The organism is Arthrobacter sp. SAFR-023 (assembly GCF_051965295.1).
In the GTDB taxonomy this organism is placed as follows: Bacteria; Actinomycetota; Actinomycetes; order Actinomycetales; family Micrococcaceae; genus Arthrobacter.
Genome location: NZ_JBQCMF010000009.1, coordinates 1 through 23,694 on the forward strand (window position 1 = coordinate 1; position 23,694 = coordinate 23,694).

Genomic DNA, 23,694 nt, shown 5'->3' on the forward strand with positions numbered 1-23,694 from the left:
AGGGCCTGGAGCGTTGGCCCCACCCGATGGGCGAGAACAGCGAAACCCATCCGCTGGTGACCCTGGTCAGATCGGCGGTCGGCGTGCCCAACGCGTCACCGATGCCTCGAACGAAATACGCTGCACCGACCAGGGCCGCTGCCGCGCCATTGGCGGCCCGCCCTGAGGGCATGACTTGTGCGATGGTGGCGGCGACCGCGACGAAGAAAACCCCGGCCGCGCCGACAGCGGCCCCGGCCGTGATGGCTCCGGGTCCTGGCAGCCCGGCGGCGGCCAAGCCGGCAGCCACGCAAATAGCCAGCACCAGGTTCGCAGCTGCCCCCAGCAGGAGGGTTGCTGTCAGTGGGGCCGCCCGCGGGATCGGCACGGCCCCGATAAGCTCTCCGCGTCCTAGCTCCTCATCGGCGCGGGTATGCCTGATGACCAGAAATGTGCTCATCAGTCCCGCCAGGACTGCGGTGAAGGCATAGCCCTGGAAGAACACCACCGCTCCGATGCCGGATCCGTCGGGCAGGCCGCGGACGAACCGGAACGTAGGGCTGGCCGCGGCCACCATGAGGATCGCCGACCGCTCAGCCTCGTCCGCGAATTCCGTGGCAACCGCACCCGCAACTGCGAATCCCAGAAAGGCGATGCCCAGAATCCAGACGGGCAGCACTATCCGGTCCCTGCGTGCCTGGACCAGCATCAGGTCGATGATGGCGGACATCAGCGCACCTGCCCGTTGACGGCGCTGTAATGACGCAGGAACAGGGACTCCAGCGACGGCGGGGAAACGCTCAGCCCCGTGGCCCCGGCCGCCACGACCGCGTCCAGCACCAGGGCAAGGTGAGCGGAGTCCACCTCAAACTCAACAGCATGCCCGTCGCTCAGGACATCCTGCACGCCGGGCACGGCAGCCAGCAGCTCAGCGTCTGCGCCCTCGACCCGGAAATGGGTGAGCTTCAGATGCCTCAGCCCAGCCAAGGTCCCCGACTCCACGGCCCTGCCGGACCGGATGATCGTCACCCGGCCGCAGAGCTGCTCGACCTCGCTGAGGATATGGCTGGAGAGCAGAACCGTGGCACCCTCAGCGCTGACGCGTCGGACCTGCCGGCGGAACGCCAAATCCATCACCGGGTCCAGGCCCGCACTGGGCTCATCGAGCAGATAGAGCCGGGCCGGGCGGGCGAACGCCGCGATGAGTGCCACCTTCTGCCGGTTGCCCTTCGAATAACTCCGGGCCTTAAGCCGCGGATCGAACTCAAACTCATCGATCAGGTCCCGGCGCATCCGCTCCACGGCCCCGCCGCGCAGCCCGGTGAGCAGGTCGATGACTTCCCCGCCGGACAGGTTCGGCCAGAGGCTCACATCCCCCGGAACATAGGCGATGTCCCAATGGGTCCGGACCGGGTCCCGCCACGGATCGAGCCCGAACACGCGAACCGTTCCCGAGGTCGGGCGGATCAGTCCGAGAAGCACCCTGAGGGTTGTTGATTTGCCGGCCCCATTGGGACCAAGAAAACCGTGGACCTCGCCCGGACCCACGCGCAGATCAAGGCCGTCCAGCGCCCGGGTCCTGCCGAAAGTCTTCACGAGCTGTGTGGCGTCAATGACCGGATCTGCTGCTGATGTCATGGTGGAGCCCGTTCTCTCGGTCCAGCAACAACGACCGAGGCGGCTGCCACGGCGTTCCGCGGGCACGACGCCCCGCGGGCCGACCAGGCTTCCCGGCTCTCCAATCCACAGCCTACGTCCGGGGCAACCCGCCAGGGAAGACCCGTGGTCTTCGGCCCCTTCGCGGCCGTGCTGCCAGTCCTCGGAGTGACTAGTCAGTCGGGCCGGGTTGCGCCCATTTAGCCCGCTGATGCACGGCCTTATCCGTTCATTTCCTGAGTCGCGCGGCCCGTGGTGGCCCCGGGCACCCTCGCCCTTATGGGGGAACACCGCGATTTGGCCTCTGTTTGCTCAAACCGGAAACCGGTCCTCCGTTTTTGGCCGGGTCAGCTCACTGGCGGTCCTGTTGGTATACGTCCGGGATCCCGTCCCGGTCAGTGCCGATGCTTTCTTCGGCCTCCACGGCACGGTACTGGCGGTTACGGGTGACCAGCACTGCCGATGCCAGGATTGCGGCCAGCAGGGACGCGGCGAGGATTCCCACCTTGGCGTGATCGTCATGGGCGCTGCCGTGCCCGAAGCTCAGTTCCGCCACGAGGAGGGAAACGGTGAAGCCGATGCCGGCCAGGAGGGACATCCCGAACACATCAATCCATTTCAGGGACCGGTCCAGGGACGCTTTGGTGGCCTTGGTGAGGAGCCACGTGGTGCCCAGGATCCCGGCCGGTTTTCCCAGCACCAACGCCACGATGATACCGACCGCTACAGGGTCAGTCACGGCGGCGATCAGACCGTCCCACCCTCCCACGGCGACACCGGCGGAAAAGAAGGCAAAGACCGGCACTGCGATGCCGGCGGAAATCGGCCGGAACCGGTGTTCGAAGATCTCGGCGAGGCCAGGACCTGCAGCGGGGCCGCCGCTGGCCTGTGACCGGATCACGGGGATGGCGAACCCCAGCAGCACACCGGCGATGGTGGCATGGATACCGGAGGCATGCACCAAAGCCCAGGTGATCACTCCCAGGGGAAGAAGGATCACCCACGCCGCAACGGGCCTGGAGCCAAAGAACCGGCGGTACTTCTGGGCCAGGAAGGTATACAGCGCCAGCGGAATGAGGGCCAGCAGCAGCGGCCCGGCCTGGATGTCGCTGGAATAGAAGACAGCGATAATTGCGATGGCCAGAAGGTCATCGACCACCGCCAAAGTAAGCAGGAAGATCCGCAGCGCACTGGGCAGGTGCGACCCGATGATCGCCAACACAGCCACCGCGAAGGCGATATCCGTCGCCGTGGGGATGGCCCAGCCCCGCAGGGTCTCAGGGCTGGTGAGGTTGATCAATGCATAGATAACTGCGGGGACTGCCACGCCGCCGATCGCCGCTGCGATGGGCACCACGGACTTGCTGAACTGGCGAAGGTCTCCGGCGACAAACTCACGCTTAAGTTCCAGCCCCACCAGGAAGAAAAAGATCGCCAGCAATCCGTCGGCAGCCCACGCGCCCAGACTGAGTTCCAGATGCCACGGCCCGTACCCGATACGAAAGTCGCGCAACGCAAAGTAGTTCTCCGCAATTGGGGAATTCGCCCAGATCAGCGCAATGACCGCTGCCGCGACGAGCAGGATACCGCCCACGGTTTCCTTGCGCAGGATTTCACCGATGCGCAGCACTTCGCGGTAGCTTCCCCGTCCCAAAACGGAGGAACGTGGAGGAGCAGACGAGTCTTTACTCATGAAGGTGTCCTAAACACTGGGTCGACAAAGAACATGCCGACCAGACTTCCCGGCTCACCTCCCGCCCTCCTGAGGAAGACCGGCATGTCTTCCCTGCTGAATACTGATGGGTCCACAGCGGGGAACCATGTCAGGATCTGCGGCAGGACTGAAAGGTGAACACCAAATCGTAGAGTTCATCACCGGCGTCCTGTCAGAGAACCCGTACAAGTTGAGCAAGCCCCTCACGAACGAACTCCTTGGACTGCGGACCGCCAGGCGCGGCGACTACAGGGTCCTTTTTACCCTCGACCTTGAAGCCCACATTCTCTACGTCCACCGCGTCGAACACCGCTCAGACGTCTACAAGCCTCGATAACCCTCAGCCGCCCACGCATGACAAAATCACAATCGTTCGATCCTGCCTCCCACTGCATGAGAGAGATTCCTGCATCAAGGTGGCCGACAGCCAGTTCAGCTGCGCTCTCGACGGTCGGCGGTTCGGCCTTTTGCTTGGCTCTCGCCGGATGCGAGTCACTGGACAAGAAGAACGCTGTGCAGATAACTTCAGGTCAGCAGTACCAGGCACTGCTGCCGGGAACCTGGGCCTCGGTGGCGAACATGATTAGGGAAAGCTTTGGCGTGACGACAACCCATTTTGCGGACTTCCTGCGAGAAGCAACGACGGCTGACCCAGGCAGTGAGAAGGGACTGGGCGAAGAACAGCTTTTCGGCCTCTACACCAGCTGGTGCGCGCTCAAAGGGTGTCCTCCTGAATCGGCCGATGCCCTGTGGGCGGGGCTGCGCGCCAGGGGCATCATCCCTAGAAAGAACACCCTCTCAATGACTGGGCCGGCTGCAGCCGACTACATTCTTTCAAGTGCGCCCGACCTGATCTAGAAAGCCTGCAACACCCTCCGCCCACATGCTCGGGCTTACCCGGACTTCGCCCCGCACCCCTTCAGCTTGACGAAAAGTCAGTTATCGGCGTTCCAAAAGCAGTGGAAAGCAGCGGCGACAGACCGTTTGGACCGCAGAAGTTCGTGTCCAAAGAGCATGGGCAGGCGTAGTGTCGGTAGTAGGAGATTTCGGGTAGATGTTTTGTTCCGGGATTGAGTAATGGGGCCATGCACGTCCAAGAGGGCACGGCCGCCAGCCCGGGATTGCTGCCATGGTCCTTGGTGTTCACCAGGATCGAGGCCTGATGGCCAGGGACGACGCGTTTCCGGCGTTGGAGCAGTGGCAGGATCTTCTGCTCGAAAGTCCGGGCTTCACCGGTTTTCTGCTTGGCGTGGCGCCTATTACGGCGTTGCTTCTGGGCGGGACAGAGCCGATGCTGTGTGCGATCACCGTTGAGCGGGATTCTGCTCCGGCCACCGTGGCCAGCAGCACTGATGCGGCGCTGCGACTGGATGAAAAGCAGTTCGCCTTCGATGATGGCCCGTGCCTGACCGTTGACGAGCGGTGGGAGCGGTATGCCCATCCGATCGCCGGCGAAGGTATCCGGTCAGTCCTGGCTGTTCCGATCGAGGCTGGCGGCTCGTCCCGCACCGCTTTGAACTGTTATGCACCTGGACCGAGCGCTTTGGATGTGGCCACGGTCAGGACCGTGCAGGAACATTCGGTGAGAATCTCCAAGACGCTCAGGCTGGCGCTGCGGCTCCTCTTCCCGGAACCGTATCCGGAGCATCTGCGCTCGGCGCTGCAGTCGCGGGCAGTGGCGGATGCTGCCGTGTCCTTGATCATGCTGCAAAACCACCGCGGACGCGACCGCGCCATGGAGCTCCTGCAGCTGGCAGCCTGGGACAGCAACCGACGTCTTCATGAGATCGCCACCGACCTACTCCACGGAACTGACCGCCGCGACCCCGGTTCCTCAGCATCAGTGAAGGAGGACCAGTCATGACCATTGGGCCTGGCAACGCCGCGGACGCAATGCCGAGCGGGGCTTCGGAACAGCGCCGGGCTGCTGCCGACTGGTTCCATGACGCCAACACTGGCTTGGCCAGGATATGGACGTGGTTCTACAGTGTGGGTGGTGACGCGGACGAGGTCACCCTGGATGCCTATCTCCATGAACTCGCAGACCTTCCACCCCTGCAAGCGAGCCTCCTGGCCGTGACCATGCGCGAAATGGACAGCGAACATCCTTGGGATGATGGGGAAGGACAGAAACCATGAGTTCAACGGGAAGCAGAGAAGAGGGTGGATCCATGGCCGAGCCACAATCGACGGAAACGCACGCTGCCCAGGACGCAACTCAGCCTGAACGGGATGACAGCCTGGGCTACACGCTGCAGGACCTCGTCTTGGAAAGCCCGGACGTAGAAGAATTCCTCACGGACTTCGCCGCCCTCGCCGCTTCGGAGCTCTCAACCGCATCGAATGCCGTGACGTGCGGGGTGACGGTAGTCCGCAGGAAGAAAGGTGTCGTCGCCGCCAGCAGTGACGAAAAAGGCCGGGCACTGGATGAACTCCAGAACAGCTTCGGCGACGGACCCTGCCTAACGGCACTCCGCGACAAGGCAATCGTCCACGTCCCGGACACCAGTGCGGAGCCCCGCTGGCCCGCGTACATGAAAGCGGTGGCCCGGCACGGCATTGGATCCATTCTGGCTGTAGCACTGGACCTGGCCGGCGAAGCCGACGCCGTACTGAATCTTTACTCGGCCAGTCCACACGGATTTTCCGGGCCGGACATTACGGCAACAAAAGCGTTCGCTGAGCACGCAGCGAAGGCGTTGCGTCTGGCCCTGAGGCTCGCCCATCTGCGTCATACACGCGACGACCTCGCCGCGGCCATGAAATCCCGAGCCACCATCGACACGGCGGTGGGCATCATCATGGCCCAGAACCGCTGTGGCCGCGACGCAGCCTTCGGTGTGCTCACCCAGGCCTCAAACCACCGCAACGTCAAACTCCGGGACGTCGCCGCCGGCGTGATCGCCTCGGTTTCCGGTGAAAGCGAACTGCCAGCACACTTTGATGAATAATCCTGGCCACGAATCCGGCCGTGCGCCTGCTCGCCCGGGCCATCATGGTCTCCGTGCCCGGAACCACCGGCGCCGGAGTCTCTCTTTTGGATGCCCGCGGCAAGCGAACCAGCAGCGCTTCCACCGACGAGATCGTCACCCGGGCAGACACCCGCCAGTATGAACTCGGGCAGTGCCCGTGCCTCACGGCCTGGGCGTCCAAAGAAAACGTCATCGTCCAGGACATCACTACAGACCCGCGATGGCCGCACTGGTCAAAAGCCGTGAAAACCCTGCCCGTTCGTTCCGTGGCCAGCGCTCCCCTGCTCGCCGGCCACGGGTGCATTGGCGCACTGAAGGTCTAGTCCAACCGCGCCAATGCCTTTGGCCAGGAAATGGGCCAGCTCCTGGAACTGTTTGCAGCCCCGGCGACACTCCTTGATAACATCCAGACGAGCGAAGCACCACACCGCATCAGCCAAGCACTCGCATCATCGCTTCATGCCCGCGACCAGATTAACCACGCCTGCGGCATCCTGATGCACAGTGATGCGCTCACAAAAGAGATGGCCCGTGCCGAGCTGATGCGCCGTGCCCGGCACCAGGGGATCACCTTGGAACAGATCAGCGCCGAGCTCATCGCCGGAATACCGGCATCATCAGACTGAGGACAGCCCCGTGGGCTTCGATCCGCACGAGCCGCGGCACCGTCGCATGCTGACCGCTGCACTGAGCTCAACAGGCATCGAAATCGGCGACCTCTGGCTCAAATACTTCAGCCTCGGCGGGGAGGCCGGCGAATACGAGATAGAGGCCTACGTCCGTGGACTGCTCTCACTGCCCGTGCTGCAAAGGGACCTGCTCGCCATGGCCGCCAACGAACCCCACACCCAAACCCCACACGGCAGCGCCCCGTACTTCGACGAGCTCAGCACCCAGGACGGCTCAGCGCAGCAGTCATAGCGGCTAAAACCATCCGCATTTTAGGGGGTTCACATACTCCCCAAAACGGCGAATGATAACGAGCAGGCAGAACGCTCCTGACCGGGTAACGCCGGGCCGGGAGCCGACTACCTGCTTCCAAGGAACGGGGACCTGACTCCCCGGATAACCATCCTAAGGAGACAGTTATGTCTGATTTGGCCCGTGACATCATGAGCGGCGGCGTGGAGTGCGTCGGGGAAAACGAAACGCTGGAACAGGCCGCGCGGAAGATGAAAGACCTGGACGTCGGTGCCCTCCCAATCTGTGGCGAAGACAACAGGCTCAAGGGAATGCTGACCGACCGCGACATCGTCATCAAGTGCCTCGCCGACGGCCAAGATCCCCGTACTATGACCGCCGGCCAATTTGGGCAGGGCAAGCCAGTCACCATCGGCGCTGATGACTCCATCGAAGAAGCCATCAAGACAATGCAGGAACACCAGGTTCGCAGGCTGCCCGTCATTGATGGCCATGACCTTGTCGGCATTATCAGCCAGGCCGACATCGCCCGGAACTACCCCGAAGACCGGGTCGGGGAGCTCGTCGAATTCATCTCCTTCTGACCCCTGTCGAGCGTCAGAAGGGAAACCCTACAAAAACACTCAGCACCCTTTCTATTTAGGCCGGGCCGGGGCTAGGGTCGAAGCGTCCGATACTTTCGTCGGTAGCAAACCGTGCAGCCGCTTCCGGCCTTAGGGATAGGGAAGGAGACCAGCATGGCCTCGGAATCGCAAACCACCACCGACCACGACGAAATCCGCAAGTGGGTCGAAAGCAACAAGGGCAAGCCTGCCAGCGTCAAAGACACCGGCGGTGGCGACGATCCGGGCATCCTGCGCATCGACTTCCCGGGCGGTGCCGGCGAGGACAGCCTGGAGCACATCAGCTGGGAGGAGTGGTTCGACAAATTCGAAGAGAACAGACTCGCATTCCTGTATCAGTCCGAAAAAGCCAGCGGGGAAGCGAGCACATTCTTTAGGCTCGTCCGCCGCTGACATTGAATGCAGTGCACCACGATTTGGAAGGGAGCTCGCCATGGCTGAGCGTGGAAACACCAAGCACGGGCAGCATCTGGATGACAAGATGCAGCAGGAAACGCAGGGCATGGTCAAGGGAAACCAACCAGCCCACGTCGAAGAATGGCGGGAAACCGAGCCGTTCCCAGACGACACCGACACCGCAGAGGTCCAGGACGCCGTGACCCCCGGCCCGGAAGCAGGAGGCGCTGAAACAGGAGAGGCAGAGAACGAAGGAACGTCCCGTGAGTGACCGGTTATCACGATACGCGGACCTGTACCGTCAGCCGGGGCCGTGGTGCGTGGCCTACATCGATGCCAGCACCGGCACGGTGGACAGCCTCGAAGCCGCCGACGTCCAGCCCGACAATGTCCGGAACGCCCTGGCCCGGCAGGGCGCCGCCAACGAGGATCTGGACGCCGTTGAACAGGCAATTCAGCCCGCCACAGGCGAACCCTCACCTGTGAGCCGCTTCGTTCTGGTTCGGGATGGAGCGGCAGTGATCAACGAACTGCTCCCCGGGCCCCTTGCGGTGCCGGAACGCATCTCCGTGGATGCCGTCCCGGATCTGCTGCCCCTGCTGAAGCACCAGCCGGATGAGTTTCCCTATGTTGTGGCAGAAGTCAGCCGCGACGAAGGGGAAATCCGGCTGCAGCGGGCGGGCCGGCAGGATGTGGACGCAAGCCAGCATGTTCAGGGAACGGAGGAGAACCTGAAGAAGGTCCCCGGCGGCGGCTGGGCGCAGGGCCGCTTTCAACACCGCACCGAGGACATCTGGAGGCGCAATGCTGACCAGGTGGTCCAGGAAATCGACAGGGTCATGACTGACAGCAATGCCCGGCTTCTGGTGCTGGCCGGCGACATCCGGGCGCGGCAATTGGTGGCGGACCAGCTGTCGGAGGCGAGCAAAGCCGCGCTGAGCGTTGTTGACTCCCACACCCTCACAGCAGGCTCGGACCGCGAAAAGTTCGAGGCAGAGGTCAGCTCATTGGTGGCCCAGCAGTGGGCGGAGGACCAGAAGCAGCTGATGGACCGCCTCGCTGAGCAGCAAGGGCAGGCAAACCCGGAGTCGGCCACCGGAATCGGCGCCGTGGTGCACGCCCTCCAGCAGGCGCAGGTGGACGTGCTGATGTTCGACGATCAGGCCCTCTCGGAGCACACCCTGCTGGCGTTGGGTGCCGAACCATGGATCGCCAACTCGGAGGAAGAATCCCTTGGCGCGGAGGTCCTGGGCAGGGTCCCGGCGCCGGCGGCCCTGCTGCGCGCAGCCGCCCTCACCGACGCACGGGTACAACTTATCCCCGCGGCAGCCCTGCCCAACAATGCAGAAATTGCGGCCTTGCTCCGTTGGTCAACCGGCCCCGAAGCCCCGGGCTCCTAGAGCGTGATGCCCCGTGAACATGCTCCCGCTTAGGAGGCCGCGTCCAGGGTGAGGTCCGCGGTCTGTTCCTGGCCGTCGTGCTGGAAGGTGATCTTTACCGTCGAGCCGGCGGCCTGCAGCCGGGCCTTGTCAGCGGCAGAGCCTGAGGTCACCGAGGCCACCTCGGCGCCGGCCGTGAAGTCCGACGACGACCCTGACGTTTTGTCCTGAAGACAGCCCCAGCGGGCCATGGCTTGCCTTATCCATGGAGCTGATCTCCTCCCCCACCCGCTTCGTCTGCTCCATCAGGATGGAGAAGCCGACGCCGATGTTGCCGCTCTGGGTCGACGAGGACGACGACGATCCCGCGGACGCGATGGCCACGTTGACGCGGATGCTCTCACCCTGCCAATTCACCGGGGCGTCGCCGGAGTTGCCACGATAGCGCTCAGGGCTTCGAGGCAGAATGGGAGCCGATGGACCAGGACGGGTCTCCACTTTGTGCCGCTCCGAAAGCAAAAACAGCTCGTGCGCCGGATCGTTTTCTGACCGGTGCAGCTCTTCCAGGACAAGACCGATTTTCATGGTGCTGCCTTTGTCGCCTTCGGTTCCAGGGTGCCAGAGAGACCGGGTATTTCGTCGCCATCGAGGGCATGATCACCAGCGGCGCCCCCGCCGATCGTGGTGGGCCCGCCCACAGGTCCAGCCCGCCCTGGACCACGCCGTCCAGGAAAGGGGAACAAGATCGTCCTTTGTCGATTACGAACTGGGCTGACATCTTTCCTGGTTTCTGGGCGTCGTCGGGTACGTGTTCGCCGCCGGGCCAGAAGTCACCCATGCGGTCTCCTTTCCACCGCCGGAGGAGATGGTAGTGGAGGTGGAACACTGACTGGGTGGCTGCCTCTCCGGCTGAGGTGATCAGGTTCATCCCCTCCGGCTGCAGGGCGCGTTGGAGCGCTGCGCCAACCGCACGGCAGGCAGCTGCCAGACTGGCTGCCAGGGCGTCCGGGGCGTCCAGAAAGTGCTGGACATGGGCTGCGGGAATGATCAGTGTGTGGCCGCGGCGGACAGGTTTGCGTGGAAAGAACGCCACGACATCCTTTTCGCGGTACACGATGTGCGCTTTTTCGCCACCACGCACTATCGAACAGAACTCACAGTGCTCCATGTACGCCTTCTTCCGTCAGTCCGTGCCGTGCATCCAAGAACCCGAACGAGTCTCGTCCACCACCGGCCGAGGCCTCCAACGGCATACAACAGTGCGAAATAAGAAGCAGCCGCGGCCCCGGCGCGGGCGCGCAGGCCCTCTTGGACCTTGGGACGGTGTCGCCCGAAGGCCGTGTTGGCTTTCATGCCGGTCGCCTTCTGTGACGACCGCTGACGTTGCTGAGTGCGGCAAGGAAGAGGGCTTCTGCCAGGATGGCTTTTTCCAGTGCGCCCAGGTGCACGGATTCGTTCGTGCCGTGGGCCCGGGAATCAGGGTCCTCGGCGCCGGTGAGCAGGACCGGGCAGCTCGGATAGCGCTCCGCGAGGGCAGCGACGAAGGGGATGGAGCCGCCCACTCCCATGGAGTATTGGATGCCGCAGTGATCGCCGGGGCGTCAAGACCGACGAATGAGAACGCCGGCTTCGTCCAGAGGCGGGATGCCAGGGAGCCGCCGCCGGCGAGCCGGACACCTGCACGCAGCCCGGCCTCACTCCGGAAATCCGACTCCGGCATCTCACGGCTGGTGGCGTCCGCGCAAGGCAGTCCTTTTACTGCGACGGAGCCGTCAGCATGGTGGAAGGTGGCCATCAGCCGGGCCAGCACGGTGAGCGCGTCCAGCACCGGTCCGCCGTAGGTCCCGGAGTGCAGGGCATGGTCGAGGATGCGGACCTCAATAGCGCCGTTTCACGAATCTGACGGTGCCCAGAATGCCTAAAAGAACCGTGGACTGCTGGAAGGCTCATAGTCTTCAAGCAAGAGTTCAGCGGTTCGTCCCGGACCAGCTGCCTTTGCGTCGGGGGCCCAGGGCGGTAACCCAACCAGAACGCCAGTGTCAGCAGGCACGCACTACCCAGCCGAGCGCCGGCGCCATCAGGACGAGCTGGTCCGATATGAAGGCCTCCTCAGCCAGGAGAGTGTAGGCGAACCATCCCAGTTGGCTCCCGAACCCGCAGTTCCCGCGAGCACCGCTGCTACTGCAAAGAACCAGGATCAGCAGCCGACGCAGTGACCGAGCGCTGGCCTGTTCGCCTTGTCTACCCCCAAAGTCGCACCACCCTATGCCGCCGATTCGACTGCAGGCAGTCGAGATTCCAGACAAATTGTCCCGGCGCAGCTGGATGGACCGGCGGTACAGACCAGCCACGTCCAGACCGTCCCGGATCAGGCTGCATGCCGTAGCTAGCTTGAGGAAAGGCCGGTTATCGGCGTTCCAAAAGCAGTGGGGAGATTTGGCGACAGACCGTTTGCGCCATAGAAGTTCGTGACCAGGATCGAAGCCTGATGGCCAGTGATGACGCGTTTGAGACGTTGGAGCAGTTGCAGGATCTTTTGGTTGAAGGCCTGGGCTTCACGGATTTTCTACTCGGTCTGACCACTGTTTCGGCGTCGCTTCTGCGCGGGCCAGAGCCGATGGTCTGGCGTCATCACCGTTGAGCGGATTCTGCTCCGGCCACGGTGGACAGCAGCAGTGACTCGGCGCAGTCGCTGAATGAAAAGCAGTACGCCTTCGGTGACGGCCCGTGGCTGACCGCGATGCGTCAGCAGCATCAGGTACTGATCTAGAACCTGACCGTTGACGAGCGGTGGAGCGGTGTCCCCGTGAGATCGCCCGGGAAGGTACCCGACCAGGCCTGGCTGTTCCGATCGAGGCTGGCGCGCCTCGTCCCGTGCCGCTTTGAAGTGTTACGTGCCTGGACAGGGCGCTTCTCATGACGCCACGTTCACGGCCGGGCAGGAACATTCGGCGAGAATCTCCAAGGCCCTCAAGCTGGCGCTGCGGCTCCACGTCCCGGCACCGTATCTGGAACATCTGCGCTGACGTTCGGTCTCTGACCCGACAGGCAGTTCGTGTCATTGAATCCGGAGCCCACTGTCGGGCAATGCGGCCCGGGCGTCGAACGCGAGGCCGGAGGGCTATGCTGAGAGTAGCGGACAGGTACAAAGCGCCCGGTCTGTTCTGGCAGCGGGCCCTCAAAAATGGCCGCAGTGTGACGGCCACCATCGTTAAAGAGGCACTCATGGCACACCGGATTCCGCTCGATGAACTCTCCCTCGTGATAGCCCGTATCAAGGGCCTGCTCCTGACCGAGGAAAAGGTCGACCGCGCCGTGCAGCTGCTCGCCGAGGCGATCAGGGACGCGATCCCCCGAACAACCGGCGCGGGAGTATCCTTGCTTGATGACCAGGGCCGCAGAACCAGCCACGGGGCCACCGACGCCGTCGTCGAACAGGCTGACACAGCCCAGTACGACCTCGGCCAGGGCCCATGCCTGACCGCCTGGGCGGCGCAGACGACAGTGCTCATCGAGAATGTGGCCGACGAAGAACGTTGGCCGCACTGGTGCCAGGCGGTCGCCTCGCTGCCCGTCCGCTCCGTGGTAAGCACTCCCCTGATCGCTGACAGCCGGTGCATCGGCGCCCTGAAAATCTACGCTGCAGTTCCGAGCGCCTACGACGCCGACGCGGCCCGGCTGCTCGAAAAGTTCGCCGGCCCGGCCGCGACGCTGCTTGCTCACATTCAAGGCAGCGACCTCCCGCATCGGATCAGCGAGAGCCTCGAAACCGCCTTGGGCAGCCGGGACACCATCAACCGCGCCTGCGGCCTGCTCATGGAACGGCACGGGCTCGGCCCGGAGCAGGCGATGAACGAGCTCCTCCGGCTTGCCCGCACCAGGAAGCTTCCCTTGCTTCAGGCAAGCTCATCCCTCCTTGATTCCGCGGCACCAGAAACCGCTCCCGGGCAGAAATAAGGGCGGCAGATGGGTTTCGACAGTCTTGAAGAAGAGCAGCGTCGATGCCTGCGCGAAGCACTGCAGCACGCCCGGATCGACACGGCTGACCTGTGGCTGCACTACTTCAGCATCGGCGGCAACGTCGGAGAATACGAAGTAGACGCACACCTGCAGGGCGCGTTTCCGCTCCCGGAACTGCAACGCGACTTACTGGCCCACGCCGCCAACGAACTGATCGACGAACTGCCCCCGCCGCCGCGGGCACCCTACTACCAGGATCTGCGAAGCTCCCGCAGCACCGAAAACCACCGCCACACCCCAAACGCCTGATCCTTCTCACCGCATCCGGTATGTCCGTAGGCTCGCGCACAGTGCGTATGGATTTTTCCGGCACTAAGCCTGCCACGTGGCAGTATCAGATCCTGGCCGGCGAGCCCCGGCCAGCAGTTCGCCGGGGGCAGGACGGCGATGATCCGGCGAAGCTGCACGTTTATCAGCTGACGAGGACTTGCGTAGATGATTCCTTGAGTTTGCCGTTGGCCCACTTCATCTGCCGCAGGGTCTGCGGGTGGCAGGCCTGCGCGACGCCGAGCAGTTCACCATGCTTGATTCCTTGGGCGGCTTGGGCGAGCATTTCACAGTCGGTCGAGACGCCCGAAGCTTTCAGGTACACGCCGCGGAAGTCTCTGAGCAGCAGCAGGCCGGCTTCCGGTCGCCGGGCCACCAGTTCGCTACCCGTTTCCCTTACCTTTTCCACCAGCCCCGTCTCCCCGCGCGGCTCCGGGTCAAGGTCCTGCCCGTCCTTGCTGAGATAGGCAAACAGAATCCTACGGGCGTGCTCCTGAGACCAACCCGCGAGATCACGGGCAAGGTGGAAAATCTCATGGTCCACTTTGTGCCGCTCCGAAAGCAGAAACAATTCGTGCGCCAGATCGTTTTCTGACCGGTGCAGCTCTTCCAGGACAAGACCGATTTTCATGGTGCTGCCATTGTCGCGGCGGTACGGATTTCCTCATCCGCCAGGGCGGAGGCTATTCCGGCGGTCGGCACCGCCGCGGCGCCGGCGATCGGGGCCGACGCCGTGTTGGTGGGGGCCGACGACGGGGCGTCACCTGCCCCGATCCGTTTGAGGTTCGCCGCGGCCGTCTTGAAGATGGGCTGCTTGGACGCTGGGTCCCAGTCGGTGATGGTCAGTTCATTCGCTGCCCTGCCGGCGCCATCCGGTTGATGCCCGCCATCGGTGTCCCAGTAGCCGTAATGGAAGGGCAGGAACAGGACACCGACGCGGATGCCACTGATGCGAACCGGGGCCCGGACTGATCCGCGCGGGGTGGAAACCTCCGCAAGATCCTCTTCGGCAATTCCCAAGGCGCCCGCGTCCTGTGCCGACACTTCAATCCAAACTTCAGGGGCAGCGGCCTGAAGCTCGGGGACCCGGGCAGTCTTCGTGCGTGTGTGGAAGTGGAAGAGCGTCCGGCCGGTGATGAGCTGGAAGGGGTACTCCTGGCTGGGAAGTTCCGCAACTGGTCAAATGACGCACACGTCGAGGACCTGGCGAGGGTCTGGAACGTCGAACCGAGGACCATTCCGCACTATTCTCCGCCGACCCATGCCATGCAGATGATGCGCTACGTGGAGGACGGTTCCCGGCCAGACCTGGACATCTTCCTGGACTATGCGTCCCGGATGGGCTTGAAGGACAAGGACGGCGCCCCGCTGGTCAAGTGGGATGATCCGGAGTCGGCCTTCCAGGCCTGGAAGGAGTGCACCCGCGGACGGCCGTGCGACTACACAGGTATCACCTATGACAAGCTCCGCGGCAGCTCCGGCATCCAATGGCCCTGCAATGAAGAGAACCCGGACGGAACCGAGCGGATCTACGTGGACGGGAAGTTCTGGAGCCATCCTGAATGCCGGCAGGTCCCCGTCCGCCCCGCACTCGCGCGTGGTCTGCGCCGTGGGCTGCCCGTTCATTTGCAGGATCCCGCACCCGGGCTTTCCGAGCATCCCGCGGATGATGTTGATGTTGTTCACCTGGACTGCGGCGGCAGTTGCCTGGTTCGACTGGTAGAAGCCCTGAAGCACCGTGGAAAGGAGCCGTTCGGCGTGCCCGATGATGCTCGCCGCTTCCCGGATCTGTTCCGCCGGCACCCCGCATATGTCTGCCACCAGTTCCGGCGGATACTTCTTGACCTCTGCCTGCAGTTCCCCATAGCCGACGGTGTGGGCCTGGATGTAGCCGTGGTCCACCCAGCCGTTGGCAGTGATTTCATGCAGTATCCCGTTCATCAGGGCCACGTTGGTACCGGCCCGGGGTGCCAGATGCACTGCCGCGGCCCTGGCCACGGGGGTCAGGCGCGGGTCCACACAGATGATCCTGGGCGGGTTCGGCCCGGCCAGCCGGTCCAGCATCCGCGTCCACAGGACGGTCTGGGTTTCTGCCACATTGTGCCCGCATAATGCGATCACGTCCGCATGGTCCACACCCGTCTAGGACCCGGGCTGACCGTCACAGCCGAAGGACTCCTTAAGCGCCTCCGCAGCAGTCCCGGTGCAAAGCCGGGTATTGCCGTCCACGTGATTTGTCCCCAAGCCCCCGTGGGCCACAACGCCGAGCGTGTAGTACTCCTCGGCGAACAACTGCCCCGTAGGGTAGAAACCGATCGCACTCGGCCCCTGCTCGGCGAGCAATGACTTGCTGCCGCTGACCACCGCCTCCATCGCGCTGTCCCAGTCCGTTTCCACCAGCTTCCCGCCCTTACGGATAAGAGGCCTGATCAGCCGGTCCCGTGACGAATTCGCCTGCCAACCATAAAGATCCTTCGGGCCGAGACGTCCATGGTCGACCCGGTCCCCCGAACGGCCCCGCACGCCGACGATCCTGTTGTCCTTGACTGCTATATCCATCGCGTCACCGTTTGAATGAAGTATCGAGGCGCTCTGTACCCACCTGTCGACCTCATCCACAGCTACCCCCTCCGCCAGGTGTGAATCCACCCGTACCGGCCACGGCTCACCGCTCCCGAATGGCGTACGCGTCCCCCAGGGTTCGGCAATCCTGTCCTTTTGCGTCATGGTTTCGTCTCCGGTCCTACGTCGATGTATGCCCTGCGGGCGTCGCATCCGTCACCCTGACCATACCGAGATCGGCCTCAACACCACAGGACTCATCGGGCGTAAAACAGGCATTCCCCTAACTACCTGATGGCGGCAGAACCCGCGATGGTTGGTGCATCTGACGCTCGAATCACCTGACGGCGAGCACAACACCAAATGCAACCCAGGGCAGGGCCTGCCTAAGAGCTTCGGTTAGCGTAGGTGTGGCGGTGGCGCTCGATGAGCGACCGGGCCATCAGCTGGGCGAGTTCTACGGCCTGCGGATCGCCCTCCATGGCGGAGATGACTGAGCCCTTCAGCAAGAGGTGCCATGACCGGGCGAATTCACCGCAGCGCTCCAGCCCGGCGTCCTCGGCCAAGGCCCACGTGTCCCCGGATCCTTGCCAGGTATCCCAGGCAGGCCCTGCCCAGGGGGTGGTCCGGGCCCATTTCCATCAGGACCTTGATAAACAGGTTGGATCTGTATCCTCCGTCCCCGAGCCGGTCAGCGAACACGTCAAAGATGACCAGCAGCTCTTCCTCTGGGGTCGCGCTGCGGCGCTGGGCCTCGGCCACGACCTCAGCGAACCAGATCTGGTCCCGGAGAGCCAGAACTGCCAGGACCAGATCGTCCTTGGATGCAAAGTGCCGGTAGAAGGTCGACTTGGCAACCCCGGAGGACTCGATCAGTTCATTGACTCCCACATCGCGGATGCCTCGCCGGGCGAACAGATCGTGGGCGATGCCGAGGATACGATCCACCGTGGCTACCGGGCGCGGGCCCGGAAGCGGAAGGCCGTGCGGACCTCGGCTGCGGTCATAATCGCGAGTCTACGCCCCGGGAGACCGAAGGATCAGAACCCAGGATTCAGGACCCAGGACGCGGTGTTGAACGTGGCCCCACCGGTATGAAGATCGTGACCGGGCTCTGTACAGCCTCCGGCGGCGCAGGGTATTTTTGATACAGGACCCCTGCGTGCCAGCGTCTTTTCCGCAGGGGGACCCTCCCGGCTTTGTGCACCGCCCGGAGGTAACGCCGCTGTAGCCTCATGGCGGCCTAACATGCACCCGAGGAAAGAGCCCGCCATGGCCACCTCCCACTTCCAGCAGTTCCTCCACGACGCCACTTCCCCCGCCCCTGACACCGACCTCCCGCTGGGGCCGGACTGCCTCTATGGGCTGTACACAAGCTGGTGCCTGCTCCAAGGGATGGCACCCAAACCCGTAGCGTCCTTCCGGGCAGGCATGCGCCTGTGCCGCATCAATGTCCACAGAGGCAGACTGAGGATGAAGGGACGCGCCGCAGCAGACTACATCCTCGCCAGCTACCCACACACCGCCTGATCATGTCACTCGGATTTCCCGGCTTCCGCCCCGACGGCGCCGGCCGGCAGCCCCGCGTGCAGCCGGTAATGTGCGAGAACTGCGGCACCCACCGCCACCTCACCATCAGGTCCATGACAGATCTTCCGGACTACCCGGCCGGTGTCGTCCTGGCGTCCTACACCTGTGGCCGGTGCCGGCGCTTCAGTGAACATCCTGCCCGGGTTGCGGACGTGTCCATGGTCCCGGCCAGCACCGAGCAGACAGGCGACGTGCTGATGTTCGGCGGCCACTACATGCACTGCGGACAGCCCATGGGAAGGGCAGGTTCGGAACTCCGCCGGCTGTCGGCGCCCCTATCCACCGAAGGCATGGTCGAGGACGGCCTGGACGTCTACCTCTCAACCCGGGTGCTCAGATGCGCCTGCGGCTTCCAAATTGAGCTACCCGAATGATGGTCCAGCAGCGGCCTTCCAGCTGTGGAGGTGATCCCCGGACCAGGCAAGCACGGAGCAACGACGAGACAGCCTCGATTACGGCTCCGGGTTCGGCGATGGCTCCGCCGAACAGGTGTCTGAGCTGGAAACTGCAGTATTCCCCATCACCGGGCCATACGCTTACCCGAGGTTCTCCGCCCAGTGCGGACAGGCGCACCGGGCGGAGTACGGTGGCCATCAAGTTGAGAGATAAATCCTCGTAAGAGTGACATGAGGGCCGGCAGCCCCCCCGGATGCAGGTGCTGCCGGCAACGGGAAGCTCCGCACCACCTTCGCACGGTGCGGGGTTTTCCGTATTTAAGGGCCCCGCACCTTCCGGTTCTTTCCGCTTCTGGCCCTTCAGATTACTGGCCGGGCGGGGTTCAGGAGTTCCCGTCTGGCCCGCACGGTTCCCGGCGTTTTCGTCTTGGCCTGCAAGGTCCATTCCGCAGGAAAGGCATCTCGACGATTGCGACCCTCATCCGGGTACCGGATCCGTTGAATACTTGGGAGCTGACTGCCGCTTTCGACTGCGCCTTCCTCTGTTTCCGGACCGATCACGGTAATGGTGTCCTAAATCAGCCCCGGACCTGCAAGGGCTGTCCGAACCGTGTCCGAACACCGGGGGAATACAGCACGGAGTCAGGCGGGCCGTGCACCGTGAGCCCAACGGCGCAGACCAGCGCGTCATCGAATGCGGTTGCAGCGGCGTGATACAGCGGCCAGGGCCGGTGAGCAATGGGCAGGTAAAAGACCCGCTGCCCCACACGGGTATGGAGCCCGAAGCGCGCTGTGAGCCAGAGTGATAATCCGTCCAGTGCCCGGTGGTCCATGTCGGGATAGGCGCTGAACGAGGAATTCCCCTGCCCGCGGAACCGTTCCACTTCGTACCCGTATCCGCGGGAGGTTCCGGGCATCGCCGTGGGTCGGCAGCGGGACCACACGTATGGCAGTCCGGCGGTGCGGGCGGCCAGCACGAACGCGAGCCTGTCGGCGTCCAGTGAGAGGAACACCACTCCGCGCCGCCCCGCAACGTCACGGGAATACAGCCGGACATTGACCTCCGTGAACGTTCCAGCGTAGGGAAGGCGCAGGTGCGGCCCGAGGCAGGTGCCGGTAACCCGGAAACCGATCAGGCCGACCCACGTCATACCGGCATACACGTCAGGCTCGACACCCAGGGGCATATAACGCTGTGCTGTTGCCATGGGAATCCTCCAATGAAGGAATACCACGTCAGCCCATGACTGATGCACAGGCAACGGGACATACCGGACGTCACCGGTCAGCAGCCCTGTCCGGCCGTCACTGGCCGCGCCCATCAGGCACCTCCAAAAACCGGCCGGGACTGACTTGGTGTGTACCCATGCACTGATGGTGCCCGTACCCGCCGCCGTCGGCAATGCCAGAAGCCAGCATCCACTACCGTTTTTGACACTGCCCAAAGGAAGAATTCACCCGCGCACGGCTAGACAAAGGCCGCACAGTAGATGCAATTCGAGCCATTTTGCGGCTTCCGATGGATAAAGTACCAATCCATGAGCCTGAGTGGCGGGGCACATCAACGCGTGCAAGCTGCATCTCACGGGACCAGACCACGACAACCTTCCCGGTAGCGGTTCCTCAAGCGGATCGTTTCCGCACGGAGCATCTGCTTGGCGTGGCGGCCAACTGGCCCTCAGTCTGGCCTGACCGATGACTTTTCCGGGCCGTGCTGGTCTGTACAACGAATACCGACTCACGGGAGACTGCCCCGCCATGCGCAAACTGACCTTCGGAATGAACGGGACTGCCCGGCTTCTGTTGACTCGGGGTCTTAGGCCGCTGTGAGCGCGGTCCGGTTGATTGTTTCATATTCGATGGGCGTGAGTTTTCCCAGCCGTCTTTGCCGTCGCCGGCGGTGGTAGGTCCGCTCGATCCAGGTCGTGATCGCCAGCCGGAGCTCCTGCCGTGTGGTCCACCATTGGCCCCCACCGACGTTTTCTTACTGCTTCATGGTGGCGTGTTGGCGCATGTTGTGGTTGTCGGTATCGACCCAGATGGTGTTGTGCACGATGCGGTCCATGATCGCATCGGCGTGGACCACGGAGCCGAGCCGTTGGTGCCAGTCTTTCTTGGCGTACTGAGTGCAGAACACGGTCGATGCTGTGTCATACCGGCGCTCCAGCAGCCCCAGCAGCTCCAGCAGCATGCTGCGCATGCTCTCGTCGGGGTGGTCGAGAAGCCATTCGTCGATCACGAGCAGGGTGAAGGCTGCGTACTTGTTCAGGAATTTGGTTTGTCCCTGCGGCTTGTCCTTCGCCAGCGCCCAGGCTTCCTCGAGGTCGGGCATACGGATGTAGTGAGCCCGGATCCGGTGCTGGCAGGCCTGCTTGGCCAGAGCGCACCCCAGATAGGACTTTTCCGGATTACCGAGCCCAACAAGCCGAAGTAGTCGGCGGTTCCGTTCCAACCGGCACGGCAACAGGGTTGAGGGCGCAAACATCTTTATCTCGCCCGGAAGTCCTCAGTTGCAAGGACATGGGAATGACGGGAAAGTCCGCTTATATTCTCACACTTGCACTTTGTCAATATTTGTACACACCAAACGCCAAAAAACCTTCTGACGTGCGGAAACACTGTGCCCGAGGTGGGACTCGAACTGGACTCCAGCCCTTGGAAACACTGGGAAGCCGCGGAAGCATGCGGAATCCGAAACAGTCCGAAGACTGAACGAGCGAGTCCGAGCCGAAAACTGTGGACAATGTCCACGCCCCAAATTCACCCGTCGGAGCACTCTAAAACGGCAGCGGCACCCAGCTGAGGAAGGCGGTTCTTCTCTGCGTTGGAAGTCCGCGTGGTGGGCCCGGCCCCTGCTTTGGCTGACGCCTCCTGCAGCTCTTGGGCAGACAGACACATGGCGAGGCAAAAGCGGCTATGAGGGCATCCGGCTTGCACCAGGACCGGTGTCGGCTTTAGCGAAGGGCGCGGAATGCCGGTCTGTGATCACAGGATCACCAAGCGCCCGTCGACAAGATTCTTACGGTTACCGCTTCACGAGGTGCGAGGCAATCATCCCTGCGCTGTCCTCCAAGGAGATGTCGCCGGCGGCCACTCCCACGACGAGATCGAACGCCTCATCAGTGCTGAAGTCATGCCTGCAACCGTTGATCCAGAGCATCAACACCATCAGCGTCCACGCAGTCCGCTTGTTCCCGTCGATCAGCGGGTGGAACCTCGCCACAGACTCCAAGAGAGCCGCCGCCTTCATCGCTAACGGCGGGTAGGCATCCACACCCATGACCGTCGTTGCCGCACGGGCCAAGGCCGAGACCAGGAGTCCGATATCGCGAATATGGAACCCGTATCGGCCAACGACCTGCAACGCGTCTTCAATCTCAAAGTACGCGGTCACGCATCCTCAAGGCGCGTCAACAGCTCAGCATCATGGCTCATCACGAAATCCAGTCCCTCGCCGATCTCACGACTTCGGCGGTGACGCTGCAGTACAAGCTCTGCGCCCTGCAGCAGCAGCGCCGATTTCGAGGTGTGTTCCTCGGCCGCGAGCTGGTCCAAACGACGATCCAGCTCCTCGGGGACACGCAAATTCATAGCCATGACGTCATGGTACCAAACCAGTACCAAGCCCACGTGGCTAAGAACCTATGCTGACCCTGGTCGACGGAGACGAGGAAAGGTCCACTATCGGCGCTTGAAAGTGGGCGGGGCCGGCAAAAGGGGCTGCCCGCACGCCATCTTTGGTCGATTTCTCCCACACTCGAGGAGTTAAAACCCGATCAGCCCGCGCATGGGTTGGGCGGGGATGTCAGCTCTTGAACCACTGGGACCCAGGCTTGGGAAAAGCGCAGAGGACATGGTTCGGCCACCCGACCAAGAGTTCGTGGTTTGAGGTTAATTACCCCCAGCAATCGTAAGTCTTAGAGATTGTCCATTGCTTCACAGGGGCTGGCTCCGGGTTGGGTGCGGTGGACGTTTTTTGCCAGCTGGCCGATGAGGACGCCGAGGGCTTGTGCGTCATCTTCTTCCAGTCCGGTCAAGAGGTCTGCCTCGGCTGCCGCGACCCGTTCCTCGTAGGCGGCGAGCATGTCGCGTCCGCTTTCGGTGGCGATGATTTTCCTGGCCCGGCGGTCGGTCGGGTCGGGGATGCGCTCGACGAGGCCGGCAACCACCAGCGTGTCCAGCAGGTAGGTCAGGACGGTCCTGTCGATGGCCAAGTGTGACCCGAGTGCCTGCTGGTTCGGCGGATCTTTGTGTATGACGGCGGAGAGTATCTGGAAGCCGCGGATGCCTGCGGGCATCTCGGCAACAGCGGCCTCGAAGCGGGTCTGGTAGCCGCGCAGCACCATGCCGAGGTGCCAGCCCAGATCCCCTGGAACAGATGCTGTGGTAGTGCCGCGTTGGGTGGTTGTGCTTTCGGTCATGAACACATCATACCGCCCAGCGTGAAGTTGCACAGATGTTCTGTGAGGAATATAGTCTGTGTAACAACGCATTTTGACTCAGGGAGGACCAGCAGTATGAGCGTTCCGCAGCACCAGCCGGCAGAGGCCCGGACGATTGGAATTCTCGGGGCCGGCCGGGTCGGAACCGCCGTCGCCCGCCAGGCTCTCAAAGCCGGCTACGACGTGAAGATTGCAACCGCAAAGCCAGCCGACGAAATCGCCCTGCTGGTGGAGATCATCACCCCCGGTGCGGCGGCCGTCACGGCCGCCGAAGCGGCGGCGGCGGACATCGTCGTCGTGGCTGTACCGCTGCACAAGTACCGCACGCTCGACCCGGATCTTCTGGCCGGCAGGACGGTCATCGACGCGATGAACTATTGGGCGCCCATCGACGGGGAGATCGACGACTTCGAGAACGATGACAGGACGAGCAGCGCAATCGTTCAGGCCTACCTTTCCGGCTCGGACATCGTGAAGACTCTCAATCACATCGGGTACCACGACCTCGAAGAGGACGGCAGGGTGCCGGGTTCCGAAGACCGGCGTGCTCTGGCCCTGGCCGGTGGCAGTGACGATGCGAAGGCCCTCGTGGCGGGCTTCATTGATCGCCTTGGCTACGACACGGTGGACACCGGTCCGCTCGAATCCGGGCGGGCCTTCCAGCCCGGCACCGAGATCTTTAACGGCAGCCACTCGGAACCACAGCTGCGGGCAATCCTCGCCGCGGACCGCGAACCCGCCAGGGCCTGAAGCCCTGCATTCAATAACCACACAGCCC

33 protein-coding genes and 3 pseudogenes are annotated in these 23,694 nt (G+C 63.2%); 18 read left to right on the forward strand and 18 right to left on the reverse strand.

Annotated features, from left to right (window positions below; all coding sequences use genetic code 11):
- From ACTHQX_RS10925 to nhaA, 3 genes and pseudogenes are all read right to left on the reverse strand, one after another.
- Positions 1-709, reverse strand: a pseudogene (locus ACTHQX_RS10925) (ABC transporter permease); the annotation flags it as partial.
- Positions 709-1,617: an ABC transporter ATP-binding protein gene (locus tag ACTHQX_RS10930; RefSeq protein ID WP_236808160.1), complete on the reverse strand. Its 909-nt coding sequence runs from the start codon at positions 1,615-1,617 to the stop codon at positions 709-711. The pseudogene ACTHQX_RS10925 and the gene ACTHQX_RS10930, both read right to left, overlap by 1 nt.
- A gap of 370 nt (positions 1,618-1,987) precedes the next feature.
- The gene (gene nhaA, locus ACTHQX_RS10935) at positions 1,988-3,328 is read right to left on the reverse strand and encodes a Na+/H+ antiporter NhaA (RefSeq protein ID WP_236808159.1); all 1,341 of its coding nucleotides are present in this window, start codon (positions 3,326-3,328) and stop codon (positions 1,988-1,990) included.
- 127 nt (positions 3,329-3,455) lie between these two features.
- Here nhaA and ACTHQX_RS10940 point away from each other — a divergent pair, with 127 nt between their 5' ends.
- From ACTHQX_RS10940 to ACTHQX_RS10995, 12 genes are all read left to right on the forward strand, one after another.
- The gene (locus tag ACTHQX_RS10940; protein WP_236808158.1) at positions 3,456-3,686 is read left to right on the forward strand and encodes a type II toxin-antitoxin system RelE family toxin; all 231 of its coding nucleotides are present in this window, start codon (positions 3,456-3,458) and stop codon (positions 3,684-3,686) included.
- A 176-nt stretch (positions 3,687-3,862) separates the two neighbouring features.
- A complete protein-coding gene (locus ACTHQX_RS10945) occupies positions 3,863-4,207 on the forward strand; it encodes a hypothetical protein (RefSeq protein WP_236808157.1) in 345 nt (114 codons plus the stop codon).
- 304 nt (positions 4,208-4,511) lie between these two features.
- The gene (locus ACTHQX_RS10950; protein ID WP_236808156.1) at positions 4,512-5,213 is read left to right on the forward strand and encodes an ANTAR domain-containing protein; all 702 of its coding nucleotides are present in this window, start codon (positions 4,512-4,514) and stop codon (positions 5,211-5,213) included.
- A complete protein-coding gene (locus tag ACTHQX_RS10955; RefSeq protein WP_236808155.1) occupies positions 5,210-5,488 on the forward strand; it encodes a hypothetical protein in 279 nt (92 codons plus the stop codon). Before ACTHQX_RS10950 ends, ACTHQX_RS10955 begins: the two co-directional genes overlap by 4 nt.
- 32 nt (positions 5,489-5,520) lie before the next feature.
- Entirely contained in the window at positions 5,521-6,300 is a 780-nt protein-coding gene (locus ACTHQX_RS10960; protein WP_236808154.1) for a GAF and ANTAR domain-containing protein, read from the forward strand.
- Between the two features lie 20 nt (positions 6,301-6,320).
- Positions 6,321-6,644 carry a GAF domain-containing protein gene (locus ACTHQX_RS10965; RefSeq protein WP_236808153.1) on the forward strand — a complete coding sequence of 108 codons (324 nt, stop codon included), beginning with the start codon at positions 6,321-6,323 and terminating at the stop codon, positions 6,642-6,644.
- Between the two features lie 30 nt (positions 6,645-6,674).
- On the forward strand, positions 6,675-6,947 hold the full coding sequence (locus ACTHQX_RS10970; RefSeq protein ID WP_236808152.1) for an ANTAR domain-containing protein: 273 nt from the start codon (positions 6,675-6,677) through the stop codon (positions 6,945-6,947).
- A gap of 10 nt (positions 6,948-6,957) precedes the next feature.
- On the forward strand, positions 6,958-7,242 hold the full coding sequence (locus ACTHQX_RS10975) for a hypothetical protein (protein WP_236808151.1): 285 nt from the start codon (positions 6,958-6,960) through the stop codon (positions 7,240-7,242).
- 167 nt (positions 7,243-7,409) lie between these two features.
- Entirely contained in the window at positions 7,410-7,826 is a 417-nt protein-coding gene (locus tag ACTHQX_RS10980) for a CBS domain-containing protein (protein WP_236808150.1), read from the forward strand.
- Between the two features lie 153 nt (positions 7,827-7,979).
- Positions 7,980-8,258 (forward strand): hypothetical protein, encoded by a 279-nt coding sequence (locus ACTHQX_RS10985; protein WP_236808149.1) that lies wholly within the window; start codon positions 7,980-7,982, stop codon positions 8,256-8,258.
- Positions 8,259-8,298: 40 nt separating this feature from the next.
- Positions 8,299-8,532 (forward strand): hypothetical protein, encoded by a 234-nt coding sequence (locus tag ACTHQX_RS10990; RefSeq protein ID WP_236808148.1) that lies wholly within the window; start codon positions 8,299-8,301, stop codon positions 8,530-8,532.
- Positions 8,525-9,661, forward strand: a complete 1,137-nt coding sequence (locus ACTHQX_RS10995; protein ID WP_236808147.1) for a baeRF2 domain-containing protein — start codon at positions 8,525-8,527, stop codon at positions 9,659-9,661. Before ACTHQX_RS10990 ends, ACTHQX_RS10995 begins: the two co-directional genes overlap by 8 nt.
- A gap of 29 nt (positions 9,662-9,690) precedes the next feature.
- Here the strand turns inward: ACTHQX_RS10995 and ACTHQX_RS11000 are convergent, their stop codons facing one another.
- The 4 genes from ACTHQX_RS11000 to ACTHQX_RS11015 form a co-directional block, all read right to left on the reverse strand.
- Positions 9,691-9,813: a hypothetical protein gene (locus ACTHQX_RS11000; RefSeq protein WP_336885607.1), complete on the reverse strand. Its 123-nt coding sequence runs from the start codon at positions 9,811-9,813 to the stop codon at positions 9,691-9,693.
- Positions 9,791-10,207 (reverse strand): hypothetical protein, encoded by a 417-nt coding sequence (locus ACTHQX_RS11005; protein ID WP_440174587.1) that lies wholly within the window; start codon positions 10,205-10,207, stop codon positions 9,791-9,793. The genes ACTHQX_RS11000 and ACTHQX_RS11005 overlap by 23 nt, the downstream gene beginning before the upstream one ends.
- Complete coding sequence (locus ACTHQX_RS11010) at positions 10,089-10,808, reverse strand: HIT family protein (RefSeq protein ID WP_440157670.1); 720 nt, start codon at positions 10,806-10,808, stop codon at positions 10,089-10,091. Before ACTHQX_RS11010 ends, ACTHQX_RS11005 begins: the two co-directional genes overlap by 119 nt.
- A 181-nt stretch (positions 10,809-10,989) precedes the next feature.
- Positions 10,990-11,208 carry a hypothetical protein gene (locus ACTHQX_RS11015; protein ID WP_236809498.1) on the reverse strand — a complete coding sequence of 73 codons (219 nt, stop codon included), beginning with the start codon at positions 11,206-11,208 and terminating at the stop codon, positions 10,990-10,992.
- A gap of 920 nt (positions 11,209-12,128) precedes the next feature.
- On the opposite strand from ACTHQX_RS11015, the gene ACTHQX_RS11020 reads away from it, so the two are divergent.
- From ACTHQX_RS11020 to ACTHQX_RS11030, 3 genes are all read left to right on the forward strand, one after another.
- Positions 12,129-12,281 (forward strand): hypothetical protein, encoded by a 153-nt coding sequence (locus tag ACTHQX_RS11020; protein WP_236808146.1) that lies wholly within the window; start codon positions 12,129-12,131, stop codon positions 12,279-12,281.
- 584 nt (positions 12,282-12,865) lie between these two features.
- Positions 12,866-13,597, forward strand: coding sequence for a GAF and ANTAR domain-containing protein (locus ACTHQX_RS11025; protein ID WP_236808145.1), 732 nt, complete (start codon positions 12,866-12,868; stop codon positions 13,595-13,597).
- Between the two features lie 9 nt (positions 13,598-13,606).
- Entirely contained in the window at positions 13,607-13,909 is a 303-nt protein-coding gene (locus ACTHQX_RS11030; RefSeq protein WP_236808144.1) for a hypothetical protein, read from the forward strand.
- Between the two features lie 163 nt (positions 13,910-14,072).
- On the opposite strand, the gene ACTHQX_RS11035 is transcribed toward ACTHQX_RS11030, so the two are convergent.
- From ACTHQX_RS11035 to ACTHQX_RS11055, 5 genes and pseudogenes are all read right to left on the reverse strand, one after another.
- Positions 14,073-14,558 (reverse strand): hypothetical protein, encoded by a 486-nt coding sequence (locus ACTHQX_RS11035; RefSeq protein ID WP_236808143.1) that lies wholly within the window; start codon positions 14,556-14,558, stop codon positions 14,073-14,075.
- Positions 14,555-15,064 (reverse strand): molybdopterin dinucleotide binding domain-containing protein, encoded by a 510-nt coding sequence (locus ACTHQX_RS11040; RefSeq protein ID WP_236809253.1) that lies wholly within the window; start codon positions 15,062-15,064, stop codon positions 14,555-14,557. Before ACTHQX_RS11040 ends, ACTHQX_RS11035 begins: the two co-directional genes overlap by 4 nt.
- A 420-nt stretch (positions 15,065-15,484) precedes the next feature.
- Positions 15,485-16,654 (reverse strand): annotated as a pseudogene (locus tag ACTHQX_RS11045) (molybdopterin-dependent oxidoreductase); the annotation flags it as partial.
- A 221-nt stretch (positions 16,655-16,875) separates the two neighbouring features.
- Positions 16,876-16,998 carry a hypothetical protein gene (locus ACTHQX_RS11050; protein WP_336885605.1) on the reverse strand — a complete coding sequence of 41 codons (123 nt, stop codon included), beginning with the start codon at positions 16,996-16,998 and terminating at the stop codon, positions 16,876-16,878.
- 22 nt (positions 16,999-17,020) lie between these two features.
- Positions 17,021-17,437, reverse strand: coding sequence for a TetR/AcrR family transcriptional regulator (locus ACTHQX_RS11055; RefSeq protein WP_336885604.1), 417 nt, complete (start codon positions 17,435-17,437; stop codon positions 17,021-17,023).
- Positions 17,438-17,761: 324 nt separating this feature from the next.
- Between ACTHQX_RS11055 and ACTHQX_RS11060 the strand changes: the two genes are divergently transcribed.
- Complete coding sequence (locus ACTHQX_RS11060; RefSeq protein WP_236808142.1) at positions 17,762-18,019, forward strand: hypothetical protein; 258 nt, start codon at positions 17,762-17,764, stop codon at positions 18,017-18,019.
- A 2-nt stretch (positions 18,020-18,021) separates the two neighbouring features.
- On the forward strand, positions 18,022-18,453 hold the full coding sequence (locus ACTHQX_RS11065; protein WP_236808141.1) for a hypothetical protein: 432 nt from the start codon (positions 18,022-18,024) through the stop codon (positions 18,451-18,453).
- Positions 18,454-19,052: 599 nt separating this feature from the next.
- Here ACTHQX_RS11065 and ACTHQX_RS11070 read toward each other — a convergent pair.
- The 6 genes and pseudogenes from ACTHQX_RS11070 to ACTHQX_RS11095 form a co-directional block, all read right to left on the reverse strand.
- Positions 19,053-19,796 carry a YqjF family protein gene (locus ACTHQX_RS11070; RefSeq protein WP_440157668.1) on the reverse strand — a complete coding sequence of 248 codons (744 nt, stop codon included), beginning with the start codon at positions 19,794-19,796 and terminating at the stop codon, positions 19,053-19,055.
- Between the two features lie 494 nt (positions 19,797-20,290).
- A pseudogene (locus tag ACTHQX_RS11075) lies at positions 20,291-20,440 on the reverse strand (IS3 family transposase); the annotation flags it as partial.
- An 18-nt stretch (positions 20,441-20,458) separates the two neighbouring features.
- The gene (locus ACTHQX_RS11080) at positions 20,459-20,959 is read right to left on the reverse strand and encodes an ATP-binding protein (RefSeq protein ID WP_440157667.1); all 501 of its coding nucleotides are present in this window, start codon (positions 20,957-20,959) and stop codon (positions 20,459-20,461) included.
- 540 nt (positions 20,960-21,499) lie between these two features.
- Positions 21,500-21,868 (reverse strand): type II toxin-antitoxin system death-on-curing family toxin, encoded by a 369-nt coding sequence (locus ACTHQX_RS11085; protein ID WP_236808139.1) that lies wholly within the window; start codon positions 21,866-21,868, stop codon positions 21,500-21,502.
- Positions 21,865-22,071 carry a ribbon-helix-helix protein, CopG family gene (locus ACTHQX_RS11090; RefSeq protein WP_236808138.1) on the reverse strand — a complete coding sequence of 69 codons (207 nt, stop codon included), beginning with the start codon at positions 22,069-22,071 and terminating at the stop codon, positions 21,865-21,867. Before ACTHQX_RS11090 ends, ACTHQX_RS11085 begins: the two co-directional genes overlap by 4 nt.
- 320 nt (positions 22,072-22,391) lie before the next feature.
- Positions 22,392-22,895: a MarR family winged helix-turn-helix transcriptional regulator gene (locus ACTHQX_RS11095; protein ID WP_236808137.1), complete on the reverse strand. Its 504-nt coding sequence runs from the start codon at positions 22,893-22,895 to the stop codon at positions 22,392-22,394.
- Between the two features lie 42 nt (positions 22,896-22,937).
- Between ACTHQX_RS11095 and ACTHQX_RS11100 the strand changes: the two genes are divergently transcribed.
- Complete coding sequence (locus tag ACTHQX_RS11100; RefSeq protein ID WP_440174580.1) at positions 22,938-23,666, forward strand: NADPH-dependent F420 reductase; 729 nt, start codon at positions 22,938-22,940, stop codon at positions 23,664-23,666.
- Positions 23,667-23,694 lie beyond the last annotated feature (28 nt).